Here is a 19695-nt window from a genome sequence, read left to right as displayed (position 1 = left end):
GGTGAAACTGCCTTTGACTTTGAAGTTGAAGTTGCAGCTAAACCTATCAACCACCACCCCAAAAAGCGAAAAAGCGCGAACAACCGTCCGCGCCCAATCACCATCACCACCCCAAACCTTAAGCCACCGCATCCGCCGGCTGCTTCTGCAGCAAAGCCAGCAACTGCGCCAATTCATCCCGCATCTTGCGGCGATCGACAATCATATCGATAGCGCCCTTCTGCAACAGGAACTCAGCCCGCTGGAAGCCTTCAGGCAGCTTCTCGCGCACCGTCTGTTCAATCACGCGCGGACCAGCAAAGCCGATCAAAGCCTTGGGTTCGGCGATCACAACGTCGCCCAGGAACGCAAAGCTGGCCGACACGCCGCCCATGGTGGGATCGGTCAGCACGCTGATAAACGGCAGCTTGGCATTCGACAGCTGGTTCAGCATCGACGTAGTCTTGGCCATCTGCAGCAGCGACAGCAGGCTTTCCTGCATACGCGCACCGCCCGTGGCGGTGATGCAGATAAACGGTACCTTCTGCTCCAGCGCCGCCTGGGCGCCACGCACAAAGCGCTCGCCCACCACCGAACCCATGGAGCCGCCCATGAATTCGAACTCGAAGCAACTCACCACCACCGGAATGGTATGGATAGCGCCGCCGATCACGACCATGGCATCGGTCTCGCCGGTGTCGTCCATGGCGGCCTTGATGCGGTCGGGATACTTCTTGGTGTCCTTGAACTTGAGCGCGTCGACCGGCAGGATCTCCTGGCCGATCTCATAGCGGCCCTCGGCGTCCAGCAGCCCGTCGAGGCGGGCGCGGGCGCGGATGCGCATATGGTGGTCGCACTTGGGGCAGACGTGGAGGTTGGCCTCGACGTCGGTACGGTACAACACCGACTCGCACGACGGGCACTTGACCCACAGCCCTTCCGGAATGCCCTTGCGGGTGGAGGGGTCGGTCTGTTGAATCTTGGGGGGGAGGAGTTTATCCAACCAGCTCATGAAAGGCTCCTTTCGGCACATGCGCGGAACATGTCAGGCCGCGAATTTACCATGCCTGCGATCCGCAGTCCCCGTTCAGCCGGGGCGATGCGCCTGTTGCGGCACAACTGCCGCCAAAATCATGCGTTTTTGTTGCATTGCCCGCCCGCGCGCAAGCACGGGCGGTGCTGCGTAAATCACGTTCAGGCGTCGAGCGCCTGGCGGATTTCCCCGATGAACGATTGCAGCGATTGTACCGCCTGGTCCCGCGGCGCATCTTCGAGCAACTGCACCAGGCGGCTGCCGATCACCACGGCATCGGCCACGCTGCCGATCGTGCGCGCGGTCTGCGCGTCGCGGATGCCAAAGCCCACGCCCACCGGCAGGTTGGCATGGCGCTTGATCAGCGGAATGCGCGCGGCCACGCTATCGAGGTCGATGGTGGCCGAACCGGTCACGCCCTTGAGCGAGACGTAGTACAGGTAGCCGCTCGCCAGCTTGGCCACGGCTTCGATGCGATCGTCCGTGGAGGTGGGCGCCAGCAGGAAAATCGGGTCCATCCCGTGGGCGCGCATCTGCGCCGCGAAGGTCTCGCACTCCTCGGGCGGGTAATCGACCACCAGCACGCCGTCGACGCCGGCCGCCGCCGCGGCCTTGGCGAAGACAGCCTCGCCCATGCGCTCGATCGGGTTGGCGTAACCCATCAGCACCACCGGCGTGGTGGCATTGGTCTGGCGGAACTCCGCCACCCAGGCCAGCACCTTGGTCAGCGTCACGCCCTGCGCAAGCGCACGCTCGGAGGCACGCTGGATCACCGGGCCGTCGGCCATCGGGTCGGAAAACGGCACGCCGAGCTCGATGACGTCGGCACCGCCCGCCACCAGCGCGTGCATCAGCGCAACGGTCAGGCCAGGCTCGGGATCGCCCGCGGTGATGAACGGAATCAGGCCCTTCTTGTTCTGCGCGGCCAGCGCCGCGAAAGTCGATTTGATTCGGGACATGGTCATTGAGCAATAGTGGGCAACGGCGTGGACAAGGCAGCCAGCAAGGGCTCGTCGTTCGCTGCTGCGATGTTCAGGGTAGCCGGCGCGGCCTGTGGCGAACTGATGCAAGCCGCGACGCGTTCGCGCGCCACGCGCACATAGTCGGGATTCATCTCGTAGCCGACAAATCGCCGTCCGTGCAGCGCGCAGGCCACCGCGGTCGTGCCGCTGCCGGTGAATGGGTCAAGCACCAGCCCGCCCGGCGGGCAACTGGCCAGCACCATGCGCTGCACGATGTGCAGCGGCTTCTGGGTGGGATGGTCCGCACGTTCCGGATCTTGCCGGTGGATCCGCGGCACGCTCCACAGATCCTTCGGGTTGTAGCCCACCTCGAGCCATTTCTTGCCTTCGAAACGCGGTCGGCTGCGTGCCTTCTTGGTCTCGGCATCGTACGGCACGCGCACGGAGTCGAGGTCGAAGTAGTAGTCACGAGCCCCGGCGAAGAACCCGATGTTGTCGTGCACCGAGGAGTACTTGCGCGTGGTGCCGCCCATGCTCGGTACGCGCCGGTCCCAGATGATCTCGTTGATCATGGTCAGGCGCTGCTTGAGCATCACGAACAGTTCCGGCGAGTATTGCCAGGTGCAGAACAGGTACAAGGAGCCGCGCGGCGCCAGCTTGGGCACCACCGCATCGATCCAGCGCGCCGACCATTCCAGGTAGGCCTGCCCGGACAGGCGGTCAGAGTCGTTGCCGTAATCCTTGCCCAGGCCATAGGGCGGATCGGCCACGATCAGGTCGATGGAGCCGTCGGCAATGCGCTTGATGCCTTCCAGCACGTCTTCCTGGTAAAGCGTCAGCTGCGGCGCCGCGAGGGGTGCGGCCGGGGCGCCGCCTTCAGCGGCGCCCGGCGGGAGAAAGTCGCGCATCAGAGCTTCAGCCCCGAACGTTCGGCCACGGTATGCATGTCCTTGTCGCCCCGGCCCGACAGGTTCACCAGCAGCAGCTTGTCCCTGGGCAGCGTCGGCGCCAGCTTGCAGGCGTAGGCGATGGCGTGGCTGGATTCCAGTGCCGGGATGATGCCTTCGATGCGGCAACAGTCGTGGAAGGCCTTGAGCGCTTCCTCATCGGTGATCGGCACATACTCGGCGCGGCCGATGTCCTTGAGCCATGCGTGCTCGGGACCGACGCCCGGATAGTCCAGCCCGGCGGAAATCGAATGCGTCTCGATGATCTGGCCGTCGGCATCCTGCAGCAGGTAGGTGCGGTTGCCGTGCAGCACGCCCGGCGAGCCGCCGATCAGCGCGGCGGCATGGCGACCGGTTTCGAGCCCGTCGCCGGCGGCCTCCACGCCGATCAGGCGCACGTCCTTGTGCTCGATATACGGGTAGAAGATGCCCATGGCATTGGAGCCGCCGCCCACGCAGGCGATCACGGCGTCGGGCTGGCGGCCCGTCAGTTCGGGCATCTGCACCTTGGATTCTTCGCCGATCACGCACTGGAAGTCGCGCACCATCATCGGGTAGGGGTGCGGGCCGGCCACGGTGCCGATGATGTAGAAGGTGTTCTCGACATTGGTGACCCAGTCGCGCATCGCTTCATTGAGCGCGTCCTTGAGGGTCTTGGAGCCGCTTTCCACGGGCACCACGGTCGCGCCCAGCAGCTTCATGCGGTAGACGTTGGCAGCTTGGCGCTTGACGTCTTCCGAGCCCATGTAGACCACGCATTCCATGCCAAAGCGCGCGGCGATGGTCGCGGTGGCCACGCCGTGCTGGCCAGCGCCGGTCTCGGCAATCACCCGCGGCTTACCCATGCGTTTGGCCAGCAGTGCCTGGCCAATCACGTTATTGATCTTGTGGGCGCCGGTGTGGTTGAGGTCTTCGCGCTTGAGATAGATCTGCGCGCCGCCGAGCATCTCGCTCCAGCGTTGCGCGTGATAGATCGGCGAGGGCCGGCCGACGAAATGCTTCAGTTCGCGGCGGTATTCCGCGTCGAACTCGGGATCTTTCTTGAAGTGGGCATAGGCTTCGCGCAGTTCGTCCAGCGCGTGCACCAGCGTTTCGGAAACGAAGGAACCACCATAGGGGCCGAAATGGCCACGGGAATCGGGCAGGTCGTACATGAGTCAGCTCTTCTGAACAGGGCCCTTGCCGGTCTGGCAGGGGCTCGATGACGTTAGGGTCGTGCGCGGGGCAGGCACGGAGCAGGCGGGAGGCTGGCTGCCCGATGGGCAAGCTGCCCTACCCGGCATCCGCGCTGCGCACGGCGCGCACGAAGGCGGCAATCCTGGCGTGGTCTTTCACGCCTTTGGCGGCCTCCACGCCACTGCTTACATCGACAGCGTAGGGCCGCACGCGCTCAATCGCGCCAGCGACGTTTTGCGCGTTCAACCCACCACTCAAAACGATCCGAGGAGCGGCGCTTGCGGTCGGGTTGTGGGTGGGCGGAAGCCATGCCGGGGGTATCAGGGTCCAGTCGAAGACGTGCCCGCCACCGCCGTAGCCTTCGACGAAGGCATCAAGCAGCAAGGCAGCGGCATCACGATACAGATCCGCGAATTCTACCAAATCAAGGCCGGGCTGGACGCGTGCCGCGCGCAGAAACGGCAGCCGGCAGCGCTGGGCCGCCTGCGTGCAAGCCTCCGGTCTCTCGTCACCATGGAATTGCAGTAGCGTAAGCGGCACACGTTCAACCACATGGGCGATCTCGTCGGCATCCGCGTTGACGAACAGCCCCACAACCGAGACGAAGGCGCCGGCGGCTTCGGCCAGCGCGGCGGCGCGCGCCACCTCGACAAAGCGGGGGCTGCCCGGATAGAAAACCAGGCCGATCGCGTCGGCACCGGCATCCACCGCCGCGCGAACGTCGTCCTCGCGCGTGAGCCCGCAGATCTTGACGCGGGTACGGCGCGGCGCGGCGCGGCCCGGCTCAGGCGACTGGGTCATTGGCAAACACTCCATGAAACAGGCTGGCCGCCGTGTCCGCGGCCGGAATCCCGTATTGCTCAGGATACTTCACCCCGGCGAGGTAGAGGCCGTCGGGCATGAAGGTGGGTGCTGCCTTGGCGCGACTGCGCCCAGCCAGCACTTCAGCCATCCAGCCCGGCGGGTAGCGGCCCCGCCCTACCGCGACCAGGCACCCCATCAGGTTGCGCACCATGTGATGCAGGAAGGCGCTAGCCCGAAAACGCACGAACAACCAGTCGCCATCGGCCTTGAGCGTGATGTCGTACATGGTCTTGACTGGCGACTTGGCCTGGCACTCTGCGGCGCGGAAGGCGGAAAAATCGTGCTCGCCCAGCAGGCAGGCGGCAGCGGCGCGCATGGCGTCGACGTCCAGGCCCTGCCCCGGCGGCAGCATCAGGTAGCCAGCCCTGCCGTGCACCAGCGGCACGCGGTGCGGACCGGTATAGAGCGCGTAGTAATACATGCGCTCGAAGGCCAGGAAACGCGCATGGAAGCCCTCGTCGACCGGCCTGGCCCATTGCAGCGCGATGCTGGGCGGCAGGAAGGCGTTGACGCCGCGCACCCAGGAGAACGGCTCGCGCGACAATTCGGTGTCGATATGGATCACCTGTCCGAGCGCATGCACGCCGGCATCGGTGCGGCCTGCCACCGTGGTCTGCACACGGCAGCCGGCGAAGCGCTCAATTGCGTCTTCTAGCCGGTCCTGCACCGTATTGCGGTGCGGTTGCGACTGCCAGCCGGAGAAAGCGGCACCGTCGTAGTGGAGGCCGAGGGCGATGCGGTTCATGAGGCGGAAATTGACAAGCGGAAATTGACGGGCAAAGCGCGAACGAATGATCGAAAACGGAGCACAACCGGCGAAAGCCAGCGATTGCCGGCCCGCAAAAAGCAAATGCGCCGGGAGCCACGCTCCCGGCGCATCCGTGGCGAGCTGCCGGGCGCATTGCCTGCGCACAGCCCGCCATCATACAGCCTGGCCTGTCAGGCCACGTCGCGCAGCAGGCTGCGGGCCTCCGTCAACAGGGGATCCTGCGACTGATCCACCACTTCCTGCAGCAGTTCCCGCGCGCCTTCCTTGTCGCCGATTTCGATATAGGCCCTGGCCAGATCGAACTTGATCTGCATGTCGCGGCCACCATCGACGACGTCCGCCGACAAGGTACTCGGGGAGATCCCGCGCGACGTGTCCAGCCCGCTCTCCGCGCTCACGCGCGACAGGTCGATCGGCTCGGACAGCTTGCCGTCGCGCAGCATCGTAGGCGCCGGCAGCGACGATGCGCCATAGAAAGTACGGGTCTCGTGGCTATCGCCCACCGTGTCGTCCCGGCTGTCCGGATTGAGGTCCAGCGAAATACCGGACATATCGAAGTCGAGCGGTCGGCTGCGCGTGGGCGTATCCAGCGCCAGGATATCCTCATGGGCGCCGTGGCCCTGGGGTGCCGGCAAATCCAGATCCAGGTCAAGGCCATCGTCCAGGCGGGTGGCAAGTGCCTCAGGCAGCGCGTCGGCATTGCCGAACACGAGCGAGGCCGACTCCGGCGCGGTAATCGGCGCACCGGCCGCTGGCGCGGGGAAGCCGTCGAGCGGCAACGCCAGATCGGCCAGGTCCGCCAGCGCGGTCTCGCGGGGTGCCGCCGCCGGATCTTGCGAGGGATCGTGGGTGCGCCACTGATCGCCCGGCAAGGTAGTGGTATCGCCGGAAGCCGTGTCCGGCGCCACGCTCAGGTACAAAGCGTTGCCCGGCTCGAGGCGCCGTCCCATTTCCGCTGCCTGTACCCACTCCGCCCCTTGTCCGCCCGTCTGGGCGAACATTTCTTCTGCAATCACGCGAAAACCTTCCACATCCTGACGATTGTTGTGAATCTCCATGAGCTTCAGGCGAATCGCCTGGCGCTCAGGGTTTTGCTGCAGCGCTTCGCGCAGGATCTCCTCTGCCTGCACATCACGCCCGTAGGCGATATAGACATCAGCCTCGGCGATCGGGTCGACCTCGTTGGCTTCCGCGGTATTGTTGCCGATGCGGAAATCAGCGCCGAACACACTGTGCTGCGAGGTATCGACGCTCTGTCCGCCTGCGGCGCCGAACAGCGAATTGCCGCCCGCCATGACAGTGCTTTCCTGCGACAGGATGCTGTCCCCGAAGGCGGCGTTCTCGCTGGACTTCTGCTGCTGGCGCCGGCGATAGATGGCATAGCCCCCCAGCAGAGCGATCAGAAGGCCGCCACCGGGCAATAGCATGGGGTTGGCCAGCAGATCCTCGATGAAGGACGGCTGTGCCACCGGCTGGGGCTGCGTCACAACCGGCGGGCGCTTGGCGGCCGGCGTGGAGGCGGCGTCAGGCTTGGCGGCGACTACGGCGTTGTCCGCCACGCTTGCATTCGCACTGCTGGCGCCCGCCGTGGCCGAGACCGCCGAAGCCGGCGAGCCGGCCAGCGGCGCAGCGGTCGCAGCGGTCGCAGCCGCTGCCGTAGCAGAGCTGGCACCCGCGCCAGCCTCTGCCGTGACCGGTGCGGCTGTGGCGCCGGCGTCGGCCTTGGCAGTACCGGCTGGCACCACTGCAGGTGCGGCCGATGGCGCCGCGGCGCCGTCCGTTCCCGCACTCTTCTGCGTCTGGGCCAGCTTGGCAAGCTCGGCGTTCTTCAGCTCGACCAGCCGCTGCATGTCACTGACGTTTTTCTCAAGCTGCGCGAGGCGTGCCTCGGCTTCCTTGAGCTGCCGTTCCTTGGCGATACTGCTTTCCGCAGCGGCGGCGGCGGCCTGGCTACCCCGCTCGGGCTTGCTGAGCTTGAGTTCGTCACGCGGGCCGGCAGCCGGCGCAGCCTGTTCCTGCACGCGCGCGGTGACATTGCCCGACTGCTCGCGGCCACTGCCGGCTTCGACCGTGCGCGCGGCAGCGGCCGTCGCCAGGCGGCTGCGGTAAGCGTCAAAGCCCTGCGTGCGTGCCACCACCTCGCGGCGCGCCGCGCGTGGCGTGACCGCTTGCGCTTCCTGTTGGCTGGGCACCTTGAGCACGGCGCCCGCCTTGAGGCGGTTCATATTGCCGCCGATGAACGCGTTCGGATTGTTGCGATACAGCGCGACCAGCATCTGGTCGAGCGAGACCGCATCCTGCCCCTGGGAGGCTTCGTTGGCAATGGCAGTGAGGTTATCCCCGCGCTGGACGGTGTACACGCCGGCGGCCGCGGCCGTACCTTCAGCCACCGGCGCTGCGGCGCGGTGCGGCCGTGGCGCCGGTGCCTTGGCTTGCGGCCGTGGCGCCTGGCTAGCCGCCACCGGTGCCGGTGCCGCGGCGGGCACAGGCGCAGCGCTTGGCGCGGGAGCCGATGCCGCCGGGCCGGCAGCGCCGGCGTCGTCCGGGGTTCCCGCCTGCACCACCGTAGTGGGCGAGAAAGTCTGGTTGGATGGCTTGGCGCCGGCCGGATCCAGCAGGAAGGTGTAGGCGCGCGACACCTTGCCGCTAGCCCATGTCATGTCGACCAGGATGTCGACAAAAGGCTCGCTGAGTGGCTGGGTTGACCGGACCCTCGCCACATAGCTGCCGTTGGGACGGCGCTCGACCTGCAGCCGCAGGCTCTTGACCGCCGGCAGATAGGTCAGGCCGGCCTTGGCATACGCATCGGGCGACGCCAGCTTGACGGTTAGCCCGTCCGCTTCTTCCGCGCTGACACCACTAATATCGATTTCCGCCTGCAGCGGCTGACCCAGATTCGACTGTACCCGTAATTGCCCGAACCCCGCGGCATAAGCGGCCGGCTGCGCGAGCAGCAAACCCAGTGCCGTGAAGGCCAGCGTTGACCAGCGCTGGCGGGCTATAGGCGCATCTTTCCGGCGATGTTGGCTCACACTCACCTTGTGCTCCGTTGTGTTCTAGTAATGAAATTAACTTAACATCAATGGTTTAGCGCAGCAAGTTAGCGTCCCGACTGAGCCCCGCGCCAACTCGTACGGACGTGCGGACGACCGCCCCGCAGCCCGGCATATGCCGGCTGTATTGTGACGCACCGCCGCGAAAAATAGTCAGCCGGGAATGACAACGCCGCGCACAGGCGCGGCGTTGTCATCAAAGCAGGGGGTTTCTGTTGCCATGCTGCAACGAAACTCCCGAACACCTGGCCCAGGACCATAAGACATGGACTAAGACATGCCTTGAGGCTGCCTGAAGGGCCACTCCCGGATTCAGGCTTCGATCAGGATGCGCAGCATACGGCGCAGCGGTTCGGCGGCGCCCCACAGCAACTGGTCGCCGACGGTGAAGGCCGAAAGGTATTCACCACCCATCTGCATCTTGCGCAAGCGCCCCACCGGAATGGTCAGGGTACCGGTCACGGCTGCCGGCGTGAGGTCGGTCATGCTGGCCTCACGGGTATTTGGCACAACCTTGGCCCACTGGTTGTTTTCGGCCAGCATGCCTTCGATCTCATCGAGCGGCACATCGCGGCGCAGCTTGATGGTCAGCGCCTGCGAATGGCAGCGCATCGCGCCAATGCGCACGCACAGGCCGTCCACGGCGATCGGCGAAGCGCCGGTCGCGCCCAGGAAGCCTTCGCCGCGGCCCAGGATCTTGTTGGTCTCGGCGCCGGCCTTCCACTCTTCCTTCGACACGCCGTTGCCCAGATCCTTGTCGATCCAGGGAATCAGGTTGCCGGCGAGAGGCACGCCGAACTGCTTGGTTTCGTCGGCCGACAGGCCGTGCTGGGTTGCCAGGATGGTACGGTCAATTTCCAGGATGGCCGATGCCGGGTTATCCAGCAGCGACTTGACCGACGCATTGAGCGTGCCGAACTGCGTCAGCAGCTCGCGCATGTGCTGCGCACCGCCGCCCGAAGCGGCCTGGTAGGTCATGGAGGTCATCCAGTCGATCAGGTCGTGCTGGAACAGGCCGCCCAGGCCCATCATCATGCAGCTGACCGTGCAGTTGCCGCCGATGAAATTCTTGACGCCCTTGGTCAGCGCGTCCTTGATGACACCGAGGTTGACCGGATCGAGCACGATGATGGCATCGTCCTTCATGCGCAGCGAGGACGCCGCGTCGATCCAGTAGCCCTTCCACCCGGCCGCGCGCAGCTTCGGGAAAATCTCGTTGGTGTAATCGCCGCCCTGGGCCGTGAGGACCACGTCGCACTTCTTCAGCGCTTCGATGTCGTTCGCGTCCTGGAGCTTGGTTTCATTCTTGGCCATGGCCGGGGCCTGGCCGCCAGCGTTGGACGTGCTGAAGAATACGGGCTCGATATGGTCGAAATCGCGCTCTTCCTGCATGCGTTGCATCAGGACGCTGCCAACCATTCCTCGCCAGCCGACGAGACCTACAATCATGACTAACCTCGGATGTGATTTGAACTTCCCCGCGCTTTCTTCGCCCGACGTGACTGCGCGGGGAAGACGAGCAGGCACGACGAACGATCTAGCCGATCGTTTTGGTAATAATGGTTTTAATCGTCGTTGCGGTAAGCGGGTGGCCGTGCGAACCCAGGCCAACCGGGCTGCGGGTAGCAACCGGGGCGGCGATGGCAGTCGAGGGGGACTGGAAGATTCGGACCATCCGCAAAGTCTACACGATTTTGCGGCGCTGCCACACGGGGGAAATCGGGGACAAATAAAAGAAAAGGCGCCGCATGCGGCGCCTTTTCAACTTGATGCGGCTTACAGCGCGGCCAGGACGGCCTCGCCCATCTCGCGCGTACCGACCTGCTTGCAGCCCGGCGTCAGGATGTCGCCGGTGCGATAGCCCTGGGCCAGTACCTTCTTGACGGCGTTCTCGATGCGGTCGGCCTGTTCGGCGCGGTTCAGCGAGAAGCGCAGCATCATCGCCGCCGACAGGATGGTGGCCAGCGGATTGGCCACGCCCTTACCGGCGATGTCGGGCGCGGAACCGTGCGAAGGCTCGTACAGGCCCTTGTTATTGGCGTCCAGCGAAGCCGACGGCAGCATCCCGATCGAACCCGTCAGCATGGCGGCCTCGTCCGACAGGATGTCGCCGAACATATTGCCGGTGACGATGACGTCGAAGCTCTTGGGTGCCTTGACCAGTTGCATGGCCGCGTTGTCCACGTACATGTGCGACAGCTCGACTTCCGGATATTCCTTGTGCACGTCGATCACGACGTCCTTCCAGAACTGGAAAGTCTCGAGCACATTGGCCTTGTCGACGCTGCACAGCTTCTTGCCGCGCTTGGCGGCGGCCTGGAAGGCGACATGCGCGATGCGGCGGATTTCCGGCTCGCTGTAGCGCATCGTGTCGAAGCCTTCGCGCGCGCCCTTGAAGGGACCGTCCGGCGCTTCGCGCATGCCGCGCGGCTGGCCGAAATAGATGTCGCCGTTCAGTTCGCGCACGATCAGGATATCCAGGCCGGCTACCAGTTCGGGCTTCAGGCTCGAGGCGCCGGTCAGCTCGGGATAGCAGATCGCCGGACGGAAGTTGGCGAACAGTTGCAGGTGCTTGCGCAGGCCCAGGATGGCCTGCTCGGGACGCAGCGGGCGATCCAGCTTGTCGTACTTCCAGTCGCCCACGGCGCCGAACAGGATAGCGTCGGCTTCCTTGGCCAGCTTGAGCGTGGCGTCGGGCAGCGGATGGCCGCTGGCCTCGTAACCCGCGCCGCCCACCGGGGCGGTTTCCAGCTCGAACTTCTCGTCGAGCGCGTTCAGGACCTTGACGGCCTCCGCGATGATTTCGGGACCGATGCCGTCACCCGGCAGGACTGCGATTTTCATGCTCTGTCTTCCTTTTATGTCTCGGCGTTCCAGCCAGTCTCAACCAACCACGCGATTGTTCAGCCACGGCATCTTCGCCACGCGCTCCGCCTCGTATGCCTTGATCTTGTCGGCATGGCGGAGGCTCAGGCCGATATCGTCGAAACCGTTGAGCATGCAGTACTTGCGAAACGGTGCGATATCGAACGCGTAGCTGTCGCCACCCGGCGTGATCACCAGTTGCTTGTCGAGATCGATCGTCAGCTTGTAGCCGTTGAACGCGTTGGTCTCGTTGAAGATATGGTCGACCTGCAACTCGGTCAGAACGACCGGCAACAGGCCGTTCTTGTAGCAGTTGTTAAAGAAGATGTCGGCGAAGCTCGGCGCAATCACGGCACGGAAGCCGTATTGCGTCAGCGCCCAGGGCGCGTGCTCGCGCGAGCTGCCACAACCGAAATTACGGCGTGCCAGCAGGATCGAGCCACCCTGGTAGCGCGGCTGGTTGAGCACGAAATCCGGGTTCAGCGGCCGCTTGCTGTTGTCCTGGCCGGGCTGGCCCACGTCCTTGTAGCGCCACTCGTCGAACAGGTTGGGGCCGAAGCCGGTACGCTTGATCGACTTGAGGAATTGCTTGGGGATGATGGCGTCGGTGTCGACGTTCTCGCGGTCCAGGGGCACCGTGAGCCCGCTGTGTACAGTGAACTTGTCCATGGTCGGTTCCTTACTTCTTTGCCGCGTTTTCGAGCGAGCGGCCTGCCGCCTGTGTGTCCTTGCCAAGGCCGGCCATCGTATGGCAGCCGGCCAGTTGCAGCATGCACAAGCATGCGAGCAACACGATCAGGGCTTGTTTCATGATGAGCCTGCGCGATTTAGCCGAGCTGGCGGATATCGACGAAGTGGCCTTCAATGGCGGCAGCGGCAGCCATCGCCGGGCTCACCAGGTGAGTCCGGCCACCCGCGCCCTGCCGCCCTTCGAAATTGCGGTTCGAGGTCGATGCGCAGCGCTCGCCCGCTTCCAGGCGGTCGGCATTCATGGCCAGGCACATCGAGCAGCCCGGCTCGCGCCATTCGAAGCCAGCGGCCTTGAAGACCTTGTCCAGCCCTTCGCGCTCGGCCTGCTCCTTGACCAGGCCAGAACCCGGCACCACCATCGCGAGCTTCACGTTGTTCGCCACGCGGCGGCCCAGCTTCTGCACGACCCAGGCGGCGGCGCGCATGTCTTCGATGCGGGAGTTGGTGCAGGAACCGATGAAGACCTTGTCGATCTTGATGCTGTCCACCGGCACGTTAGGCTGCAGGCCCATGTACTCCAGCGCGCGCTCCATGGCGTTGCGCTTGTTCGGGTCTTTTTCCTTCTCGGGATCCGGCACGCGGTCCTCGATGCTGATCACCATTTCGGGCGAGGTGCCCCAGGTCACTTGCGGGCGGACCTCTTCCGCGCGCAACTCGACCACCTGGTCGAAATGCGCGCCGGCGTCCGAATGCAGCGTGCGCCAGTAGTTCACGGCCTGCTCCCACTCCACGCCCTGCGGCGAGAACGGGCGACCCTTGACGTATTCGAGCGTGACATCGTCGACGGCAACCAGGCCAGCGCGCGCACCCGCCTCGATGGCCATGTTGCACACCGTCATGCGCCCTTCCATGCTCAGGTCGCGGATGGCCGAGCCGGCGAACTCAATGGTGTAGCCGGTGCCGCCGGCGGTGCCGATCTTGCCGATCACGGCCAGCACGATGTCCTTGGCCGTGCAGCCGCGCGGCAGCTTGCCTTCCACGCGCACCAGCATGTTCTTGGCCTTCTTGCCCAGCAGCGTCTGCGTGGCCAGCACGTGCTCCACCTCGGAAGTGCCGATGCCGTGCGCCAGCGCGCCGAACGCGCCGTGCGTGCTGGTATGCGAGTCGCCGCACACCACCGTCATGCCCGGCAGCGTGGCGCCCTGCTCCGGCCCGATCACGTGCACGATGCCCTGGCGCAGGTCGTTCATCTTGAACTGGGTGATACCGTACGCGTCGCAATTGTTGTCCAGCGTGTCCACCTGCAGCTTCGACACCGGATCCGAAATACCCTGGCTGCGATCGGTGGTCGGCACATTGTGGTCCGACACCGCCAGGTTGGCGCTGATGCGCCATACCGGGCGCTGCGCCAGCTTCAGGCCTTCAAACGCCTGCGGGCTGGTGACTTCGTGCAACAGATGCCGGTCGATGTACAGCATCGTGGTGCCGTCATCCTCGACGTGCACGGTGTGGTCATCCCAAAGTTTGTCGTAAAGCGTCTTGGCCATGATGCAGGGGGGCGGGCCGGGACCGTTCGGAACTGCACGGTTGGCGGCGTCGCGCGGTAGTTTGCGGGGATTTTTCGCAGGAATGCGGGCAATGAACTGCGGCTTGCTGCGATGCTTGACTTCGCAATCGATTATGCCACAGCGATAGCGCGCGACCGGGCCCTGGCCGGGCCGCGCGGCGGCGCGAATGTAATGTGATTGGCGAAAGGGGGATTTCGCCGATGGCGAAAAGGGGGGCTCGGGCGAGCTGGCGGAACTTCAAATTCCAGACGGTTCGCTCCCCTCTCCCCCTGAGGGGAGAGGGAGAAACAGCCTTCGTCATGGCGCTCGGTGTTGGCCCCTTCCCCGGCTTCGGCCAGCGCCCCTGCGCGGGTTTAACCGCCCAGGTAAGCGCTCTTGATGCGGTCGTTCGCCAGCAAATTGGCGCCAGTGTCCGCCAGCACCACGCGCCCTGTCTCCAGCACATAGCCTCGATCCGCCACGCCCAGCGCCTTGTTCGCGTTCTGCTCCACCAGGAACACAGTGACGCCTTCGTCACGAATGGTCCGGATGATGTCGAAGATCTGCGCGATCACCAGCGGCGCCAGGCCGAGGGTGGGCTCATCCAGCAACAGCAGCCGGGGCCGGCTCATCAGCGCGCGGCCGATGGCCAGCATCTGCTGCTCGCCGCCGGACATGGTCCCGGCGCGCTGGGCCGAGCGCTGCTTCAGGCGCGGGAAGAGCTTGTAGACGTGCTCGACGCCCGCCTCGATCTCGTCGCGCTTGCCGAAGAAGGCGCCCATCTTCAGGTTTTCCAGCACCGTCAGGCTGGGAAACACACGCCGCCCTTCCGGCGAGATCGCCATGCCGAGACGCATGATCTCGTGGGTAGGACGCCGCGTGATGTCCTGTCCCTCGAACATCACGCGTCCGCTCGACGCGCGCGGCGAGCCGCACACGGTCATCATCAGCGTGGTCTTGCCGGCGCCGTTGCTGCCGATCAGCGTGACAATCTCGCCCTTGTTCACTTCGATCGATACGCCAGACAGCGCTTCAATGGCGCCGTAATGGGTATGGACCTTTTCCAGCTTCAGCATCAGTCCTCTCCCAGGTAAGCCTTGATCACGCGCGGATCGTTACGCACTTCGGCCGGTTTGCCGATCACGATCGGCCGGCCGTGCTCCATCACCAGGATGCGGTCGGACACGCCCATCACCAGGCTCATGTCGTGTTCGATCAGCAGCACCGAGATCTTGAACTCGCGCCGCAACTGGTCGATCAGCTGCGACAACTCGACCTTTTCCTGCGGGTTGAGCCCGGCCGCGGGCTCATCGAGCATCAACAGGCGCGGATTGGTGATCATGCAGCGCGCGATCTCCAGCCGGCGCTGGTGGCCGTACGACAGCGTGCCCGCCTCGCGGTTGGCCACGCCACGCAGACCCATGCGCTCGAGCCACACCGAAGCGCGCTCCAGCGCCTCGCGTTCGGCGCGGCGATAGGCCGGCGTGGCGAACAGGCCGTGCAGCAGGCCGGAGCGCACCTGCAGGTGCTGTGCCACCAGCAGGTTCTCTACCACCGTCAGTTGCTTGAACAGACGGATATTCTGGAACGTGCGCACCAGCCCGCGGCGCGCCACCTGGTGGCTCGGCAGGCGGGCAATCGAGTGGCCGTCCAGCGAGACCTCGCCGGCGGTCGGCTTGTAGAAGCCGCCCACGCAGTTGAAGACCGTGGTCTTGCCCGCGCCATTGGGGCCGATGATGGCGAAGACTTCGTCGCGGCGCACATCGAAATCGATACCGTCGACCGCCAGCAGGCCGCCGAAGCGCATCTGCAGGCCGGAGACTTTCAGCAGTTCCGCTTGTTGAACTTGGCTCATTGCGGCAACTCCACGTGGGGGCGGCTCGCGGGCAGCAGGCCCTGCGGACGCCACATCATCATCAGCACCATCACCAGGCCAAAGATCAGCATGCGGTACTCGGCAAAGCCGCGTGCCACTTCCGGCAACGCGGTCAGCAGGATGGCCGCCAGGATCACGCCCAGTTGCGAGCCCATGCCGCCCAGCACCACCACCGCCAGGATCAGCGCGGACTCGATGAAGGTGAACGATTCGGGATTGACCAGGCCCTGGCGCGCGGCGAAGAACGCGCCGCCCAGGCCGGCAAACGCCGCGCCCAGCGTAAATGCCGACAGCTTGATGCGGGTCGGGTTCAGGCCGAGCGAACGGCAGGCGATCTCATCCTCGCGCAGGGCTTCCCACGCGCGCCCCATCGGCATGCGGATCAGCCGGCTGGTGACGAACAGCGTGAAGCCCACCAGCAGCAGCGCCAGCAGGTACAGGAAGATCACCATGTGCTCGCCGCTGTAGTCCCAGCCCAGCAGCTCGTGGAAGGTCTTGGCGCCCTCCACGCTCGCGCTGCGTGCCATCTCGATGCCGAACACGGTCGGCTTCGGGATGCCCGACACGCCGTCCGGGCCACCGGTCAGGCTGGTCAGGTTGTTGAGCAGCAGGCGGATGATTTCGCCGAAGCCCAGCGTGACGATGGCCAGGTAATCGCCACGCAGCCGCAGCACCGGGAAGCCCAGCAGGAAACCGAAGGTGGCCGACATGCAGGCGGCGATCGGCAGGCATTCCCAGAAGGTCAGGCCGAAGTACTGGTTGAGCAGTGCGTAGGTGTAGCCGCCCACCGCGTAAAAGCCGACGTAGCCCAGGTCCAGCAGCCCGGCGTAGCCCACCACGATGTTCAGGCCCAGCCCGAGGATCACGTAGATCAGTGCCAGCGTGGCCACATCCACCGCGCCGCGCGAACCGAAAAACGGAAACACAAGGCCGACCGCCAGCAGCAGCCAGATGACCTTGCGTTGCTGGCCTGTGCCGAGCGCAGGCAGGCTCGGCACCTTGACGCCGGCGGTGGCGCGCAGGAACAGCGGCTTGAACAGCTGGAACAGGAAGACCGCGCCCACCGCCAGCCAGACCGGCTTCCAGTGTGGTTCGAATACAACCTTGTAGCCGTCCAGCTTTAGCTGCAGCCCCAGCACGGGAATAGTCAGGATGGCCGTCATCACGGCCGCGACGATGGCGTTCTTCAGGGTCTGCCCCGCCGGGGCGCCTTGCGCCACGTCGATTGGCGTAGAAATAGCTTGTGTCATGGCGTCATACCTTTTCAACGTCGGGCTTGCCCAGCAGGCCGGTCGGGCGGAACAGCAGGATCAGCACCAGCAGGCCGAAGGCCACCACGTCCTTGTACTCGGCCGGCATGTAGCCGGAGGCAAAGGTTTCCGCCAGGCCCAGCAGCACACCGCCCAGCATGGCGCCGGGGATGCTGCCGATGCCGCCAAGCACCGCCGCGGTAAAAGCCTTGATGCCTGCGACGAAACCGATATAGGGATTGAGCTTGCCGATGGTCAGGCCGATCAGCACACCGCCCACCGCCGCCAGCATCGCGCCCAGCACGAAGGTGAAGGAGATCACGCGGTTGGTGTCGATGCCAAGCAGGTTGGCCATGCGCATGTCTTCGGCGCAGGCGCGGCAGGCGCGGCCCATGCGCGAATGGCCGATAAACAGCGTCAGCGCGATCATCAGCACCAGCGTCACGCCCACGATCAGCAGCCGCGAATACGGCATGGTCACGGTGAACTCGCTGCCCATCTGGAATTCGATGGCGCCGGAGAGCAGCACCGGCACGGACACGTCGCGCGCACCCTGCCCGATCTGCACGTAGTTCTGCAGGAAGATCGACATGCCGATGGCGGAGATCAGCGGCACCAGCCGCGGCCCGCCGCGCAGGGGCCGATAGGCCACCCGCTCCACCGCGAAGCCGTACAGGCCGGTGACCAGCACCGAAACCAGCAAGGCGGCGCCCAGCACCAGCGGCAGCGGATAACCCGCGCTCGCACCGATCGCGGTGAGCGTCACCAGGCCCACGTAGGCACCGATCATATAGATCTCGCCGTGGGCAAAATTGATCATGCCGATAATGCCGTAGACCATGGTGTAGCCAATGGCAATCAGCGCATAGATCGCACCCAGCGTCAGGCCATTGACCAGTTGCTGGGTGAACTGTGGAAGGAACTCGTTCATGCGGGAAGCCCCATAACTTTGAAGCCGGAGACACCGGCGCTGCGGGAAATGCGCAAGCGCCGGGCAAGCTCCGTGATGCCGGAGTTGCCCAGGCACCGGCTGCGGCGGATAAGCCGCACCGGCCGGGCAACCGGACCCCGATACCAAAACGCCCCGCTCAAACCATGAGCGGGGCGTATCAAGCCGATGTGCGGCTTAGTTGGCAGCGGTCTTGGTAGCGTCCTTGTGCCAGGTAAACACTACGAACCTGAACGACTTCAGGTCGCCCTGCGCGTCGTACTCGACCTTGCCGATCGGGGTCTGGAAGGCGTTCTTGTGCATGTAGGCCGCGACCTTGGTCGGGTCCGTGCTCTTGGCGCCGGCAATGGCGTCGCCGATGATCTGGACCGCGGCATAGGCCGGCATCTGGAACGGACCGTTGGCATCGCGCTTCTTGTCGGCGAAAGCCTTGACCAGCGCGGCATTGGACGGATCGGCGGAGAAGTCGGCCGGCAACGTCACCAGCATGCCTTCGGACGACGCGCCGGCAATGGCGGTCACGTCCTTGTTGCCCACGCCTTCAGGCCCCATGAAGGTCGCCTTGACGCCCTGCTCGCGCGCCTGGCGCAGCAGCAGGCCCATTTCCGGGTGGTAGCCGCCGAAGTAGACGAAGTCCACGCCTTGCGACTTGAGCTTGGTGATCACGGCGGAGTAGTCCGAATCGCCGGCGTTCACGCCTTCGAACACGGCGACCGGGATCTTGGCGGCTTCCAGGTCCTTCTTCACCGACGAGGCGATGCCCTGGCCGTACGACTGCTTGTCGTGCAGGATCGCAACCTTCTTGGGCTTGACCTTGGTGATGATGTACTGGGCGGCGGCCGGGCCTTGCTGATCGTCACGGCCGATGGTGCGGAAGATGAACTTGCGCTTCTTGTTTTCGGTCAGCTGCGGCGCGGTGGCCGACGGGGTGACCATCACGATGCCTTCGTTCTCGTAGATGTCGGAGGCGGGGATGGTCGAGCCCGAGCACACGTGCCCGATCACGTAATGGATCTTCTGGCTGACGATCTTGTTGGCAACCGCCACGGCTTGCTTGGGTTCGCAGGCGTCGTCCATCAGCACCACTTCGAACTTGTTGCCGCCCGCGCCACCGGCGGCATTGATCTGCTCGATGGCAGTCAGCGCGCCAGCCTTGACCATGTCGCCGTACTGGGCAACCGAGCCGCTCATGGGACCGGCAATGGCAATCTTGATGGTCTCCGCGTTGGCGGTGGCGCCGAAAGCGCACAGGGCCGTGGCCAGGGAGATGGACGTAAGACGGGACAGCGTCATCAGGTGCTCCTCGATATGTATTGGTCATGGACTGAGGCGGCATGACCTGCGCAATCGAACAACACCCGCGAGCTACAACTTGGAAGGCGCCCGAGACGCGGAAGACGGGCCTGCAAGAAATGAAGCGTGTGCGGGGCCCGGCATGTGTCAGCCCTCCCGGATACAGCGGAGAGGACCTTGGTTCGGAAAGACAACGTTGATGCGTTCGTTCTCTATTGCGCAGGTGATTCGCCTGCCCCGCTCGCCTCAACGCAGTCCGGAAGGGTGGCCCGGCTGCTGTCGGCAAAGCAGCCCGCATTATAGGGTCAAACTCCGCGCCGGACGGCAAATTTGCACAACAAATGAGGATGCAACTAGCCGAACATCAGCACAAATCATCGAAAATTGACGTTTTCGCCACCTTTTCGGCAATTATTCTTTTGCGACGCACAAGGGCCGCCTG

The 19695-nt window shown here is 64.8% G+C and carries 17 protein-coding genes; all 17 read right to left on the bottom strand.

Annotated elements, in window-relative coordinates:
- Positions 1-118: 118 nt before the first annotated feature.
- The 17 genes from accD to CF70_RS15170 all read right to left on the bottom strand — a co-directional run bounded on the left by accD (position 119) and on the right by CF70_RS15170 (position 19253).
- Positions 119-991 carry an acetyl-CoA carboxylase, carboxyltransferase subunit beta gene (accD, locus tag CF70_RS15250; RefSeq protein WP_035866096.1) on the bottom strand — a complete coding sequence of 291 codons (873 nt, stop codon included), beginning with the start codon at positions 989-991 and terminating at the stop codon, positions 119-121.
- Between the two features lie 182 nt (positions 992-1173).
- Complete coding sequence (gene trpA / locus CF70_RS15245) at positions 1174-1971, bottom strand: tryptophan synthase subunit alpha (RefSeq protein ID WP_035866093.1); 798 nt, start codon at positions 1969-1971, stop codon at positions 1174-1176.
- A 2-nt stretch (positions 1972-1973) separates the two neighbouring features.
- Complete coding sequence (locus tag CF70_RS15240; RefSeq protein ID WP_035866091.1) at positions 1974-2882, bottom strand: DNA-methyltransferase; 909 nt, start codon at positions 2880-2882, stop codon at positions 1974-1976.
- Entirely contained in the window at positions 2882-4075 is a 1194-nt protein-coding gene (gene trpB / locus CF70_RS15235; RefSeq protein ID WP_035866088.1) for a tryptophan synthase subunit beta, read from the bottom strand. Before trpB ends, CF70_RS15240 begins: the two co-directional genes overlap by 1 nt.
- 118 nt (positions 4076-4193) lie before the next feature.
- On the bottom strand, positions 4194-4898 hold the full coding sequence (locus tag CF70_RS15230; protein ID WP_035866085.1) for a phosphoribosylanthranilate isomerase: 705 nt from the start codon (positions 4896-4898) through the stop codon (positions 4194-4196).
- A complete protein-coding gene (truA, locus tag CF70_RS15225) occupies positions 4882-5706 on the bottom strand; it encodes a tRNA pseudouridine(38-40) synthase TruA (RefSeq protein ID WP_035866097.1) in 825 nt (274 codons plus the stop codon). Before truA ends, CF70_RS15230 begins: the two co-directional genes overlap by 17 nt.
- A gap of 194 nt (positions 5707-5900) precedes the next feature.
- The gene (locus CF70_RS15220; protein ID WP_035866082.1) at positions 5901-8768 is read right to left on the bottom strand and encodes a FimV/HubP family polar landmark protein; all 2868 of its coding nucleotides are present in this window, start codon (positions 8766-8768) and stop codon (positions 5901-5903) included.
- Between the two features lie 327 nt (positions 8769-9095).
- Positions 9096-10232 (bottom strand): aspartate-semialdehyde dehydrogenase, encoded by a 1137-nt coding sequence (gene asd, locus CF70_RS15215; RefSeq protein WP_035866073.1) that lies wholly within the window; start codon positions 10230-10232, stop codon positions 9096-9098.
- A gap of 327 nt (positions 10233-10559) precedes the next feature.
- Positions 10560-11627 carry a 3-isopropylmalate dehydrogenase gene (leuB, locus tag CF70_RS15210; RefSeq protein WP_035866070.1) on the bottom strand — a complete coding sequence of 356 codons (1068 nt, stop codon included), beginning with the start codon at positions 11625-11627 and terminating at the stop codon, positions 10560-10562.
- A gap of 39 nt (positions 11628-11666) precedes the next feature.
- Entirely contained in the window at positions 11667-12317 is a 651-nt protein-coding gene (gene leuD / locus CF70_RS15205; protein WP_035866068.1) for a 3-isopropylmalate dehydratase small subunit, read from the bottom strand.
- 10 nt (positions 12318-12327) lie between these two features.
- Positions 12328-12459 carry an entericidin A/B family lipoprotein gene (locus CF70_RS15200; RefSeq protein WP_035866065.1) on the bottom strand — a complete coding sequence of 44 codons (132 nt, stop codon included), beginning with the start codon at positions 12457-12459 and terminating at the stop codon, positions 12328-12330.
- A gap of 16 nt (positions 12460-12475) precedes the next feature.
- Positions 12476-13885 (bottom strand): 3-isopropylmalate dehydratase large subunit, encoded by a 1410-nt coding sequence (leuC, locus tag CF70_RS15195; protein ID WP_035866062.1) that lies wholly within the window; start codon positions 13883-13885, stop codon positions 12476-12478.
- A 374-nt stretch (positions 13886-14259) separates the two neighbouring features.
- The gene (locus CF70_RS15190; protein ID WP_035866058.1) at positions 14260-14961 is read right to left on the bottom strand and encodes an ABC transporter ATP-binding protein; all 702 of its coding nucleotides are present in this window, start codon (positions 14959-14961) and stop codon (positions 14260-14262) included.
- Positions 14961-15740 carry a high-affinity branched-chain amino acid ABC transporter ATP-binding protein LivG gene (gene livG / locus CF70_RS15185; protein ID WP_035866056.1) on the bottom strand — a complete coding sequence of 260 codons (780 nt, stop codon included), beginning with the start codon at positions 15738-15740 and terminating at the stop codon, positions 14961-14963. Before livG ends, CF70_RS15190 begins: the two co-directional genes overlap by 1 nt.
- On the bottom strand, positions 15737-17011 hold the full coding sequence (locus CF70_RS15180; protein WP_035866053.1) for a high-affinity branched-chain amino acid ABC transporter permease LivM: 1275 nt from the start codon (positions 17009-17011) through the stop codon (positions 15737-15739). The genes livG and CF70_RS15180 overlap by 4 nt, the downstream gene beginning before the upstream one ends.
- 4 nt (positions 17012-17015) lie before the next feature.
- Complete coding sequence (gene livH, locus CF70_RS15175) at positions 17016-17942, bottom strand: high-affinity branched-chain amino acid ABC transporter permease LivH (protein WP_035866050.1); 927 nt, start codon at positions 17940-17942, stop codon at positions 17016-17018.
- Positions 17943-18137: 195 nt separating this feature from the next.
- Entirely contained in the window at positions 18138-19253 is a 1116-nt protein-coding gene (locus CF70_RS15170) for a branched-chain amino acid ABC transporter substrate-binding protein (RefSeq protein WP_035866047.1), read from the bottom strand.
- Positions 19254-19695: the final 442 nt, after the last annotated feature.

The organism is Cupriavidus sp. SK-3 (assembly GCF_000611145.1).
Classification (GTDB): domain Bacteria; phylum Pseudomonadota; class Gammaproteobacteria; order Burkholderiales; family Burkholderiaceae; genus Cupriavidus.
Note: the sequence above shows the minus strand (reverse complement) of the source record. Positions and strands in the feature narration are given on the sequence as shown.

Bases quoted from the DNA above. Each gene is read 5' to 3' on its own strand.
- accD (WP_035866096.1), bottom strand. From the start codon at position 991: ATGAGCTGGTTGGATAAACTCCTCCCCCCCAAGATTCAACAGACCGAC.
- trpA (WP_035866093.1), bottom strand. From the start codon at position 1,971: ATGTCCCGAATCAAATCGACTTTCGCGGCGCTGGCCGCGCAGAACAAG.
- CF70_RS15240 (WP_035866091.1), bottom strand. From the start codon at position 2,882: ATGCGCGACTTTCTCCCGCCGGGCGCCGCTGAAGGCGGCGCCCCGGCC.
- trpB (WP_035866088.1), bottom strand. From the start codon at position 4,075: ATGTACGACCTGCCCGATTCCCGTGGCCATTTCGGCCCCTATGGTGGT.
- CF70_RS15230 (WP_035866085.1), bottom strand. From the start codon at position 4,898: ATGACCCAGTCGCCTGAGCCGGGCCGCGCCGCGCCGCGCCGTACCCGC.
- truA (WP_035866097.1), bottom strand. From the start codon at position 5,706: ATGAACCGCATCGCCCTCGGCCTCCACTACGACGGTGCCGCTTTCTCC.
- asd (WP_035866073.1), bottom strand. From the start codon at position 10,232: ATGATTGTAGGTCTCGTCGGCTGGCGAGGAATGGTTGGCAGCGTCCTG.
- leuB (WP_035866070.1), bottom strand. From the start codon at position 11,627: ATGAAAATCGCAGTCCTGCCGGGTGACGGCATCGGTCCCGAAATCATC.
- leuD (WP_035866068.1), bottom strand. From the start codon at position 12,317: ATGGACAAGTTCACTGTACACAGCGGGCTCACGGTGCCCCTGGACCGC.
- CF70_RS15200 (WP_035866065.1), bottom strand. From the start codon at position 12,459: ATGAAACAAGCCCTGATCGTGTTGCTCGCATGCTTGTGCATGCTGCAA.
- leuC (WP_035866062.1), bottom strand. From the start codon at position 13,885: ATGGCCAAGACGCTTTACGACAAACTTTGGGATGACCACACCGTGCAC.
- CF70_RS15190 (WP_035866058.1), bottom strand. From the start codon at position 14,961: ATGCTGAAGCTGGAAAAGGTCCATACCCATTACGGCGCCATTGAAGCG.
- livG (WP_035866056.1), bottom strand. From the start codon at position 15,740: ATGAGCCAAGTTCAACAAGCGGAACTGCTGAAAGTCTCCGGCCTGCAG.
- CF70_RS15180 (WP_035866053.1), bottom strand. From the start codon at position 17,011: ATGACACAAGCTATTTCTACGCCAATCGACGTGGCGCAAGGCGCCCCG.
- livH (WP_035866050.1), bottom strand. From the start codon at position 17,942: ATGAACGAGTTCCTTCCACAGTTCACCCAGCAACTGGTCAATGGCCTG.
- CF70_RS15170 (WP_035866047.1), bottom strand. From the start codon at position 19,253: ATGACGCTGTCCCGTCTTACGTCCATCTCCCTGGCCACGGCCCTGTGC.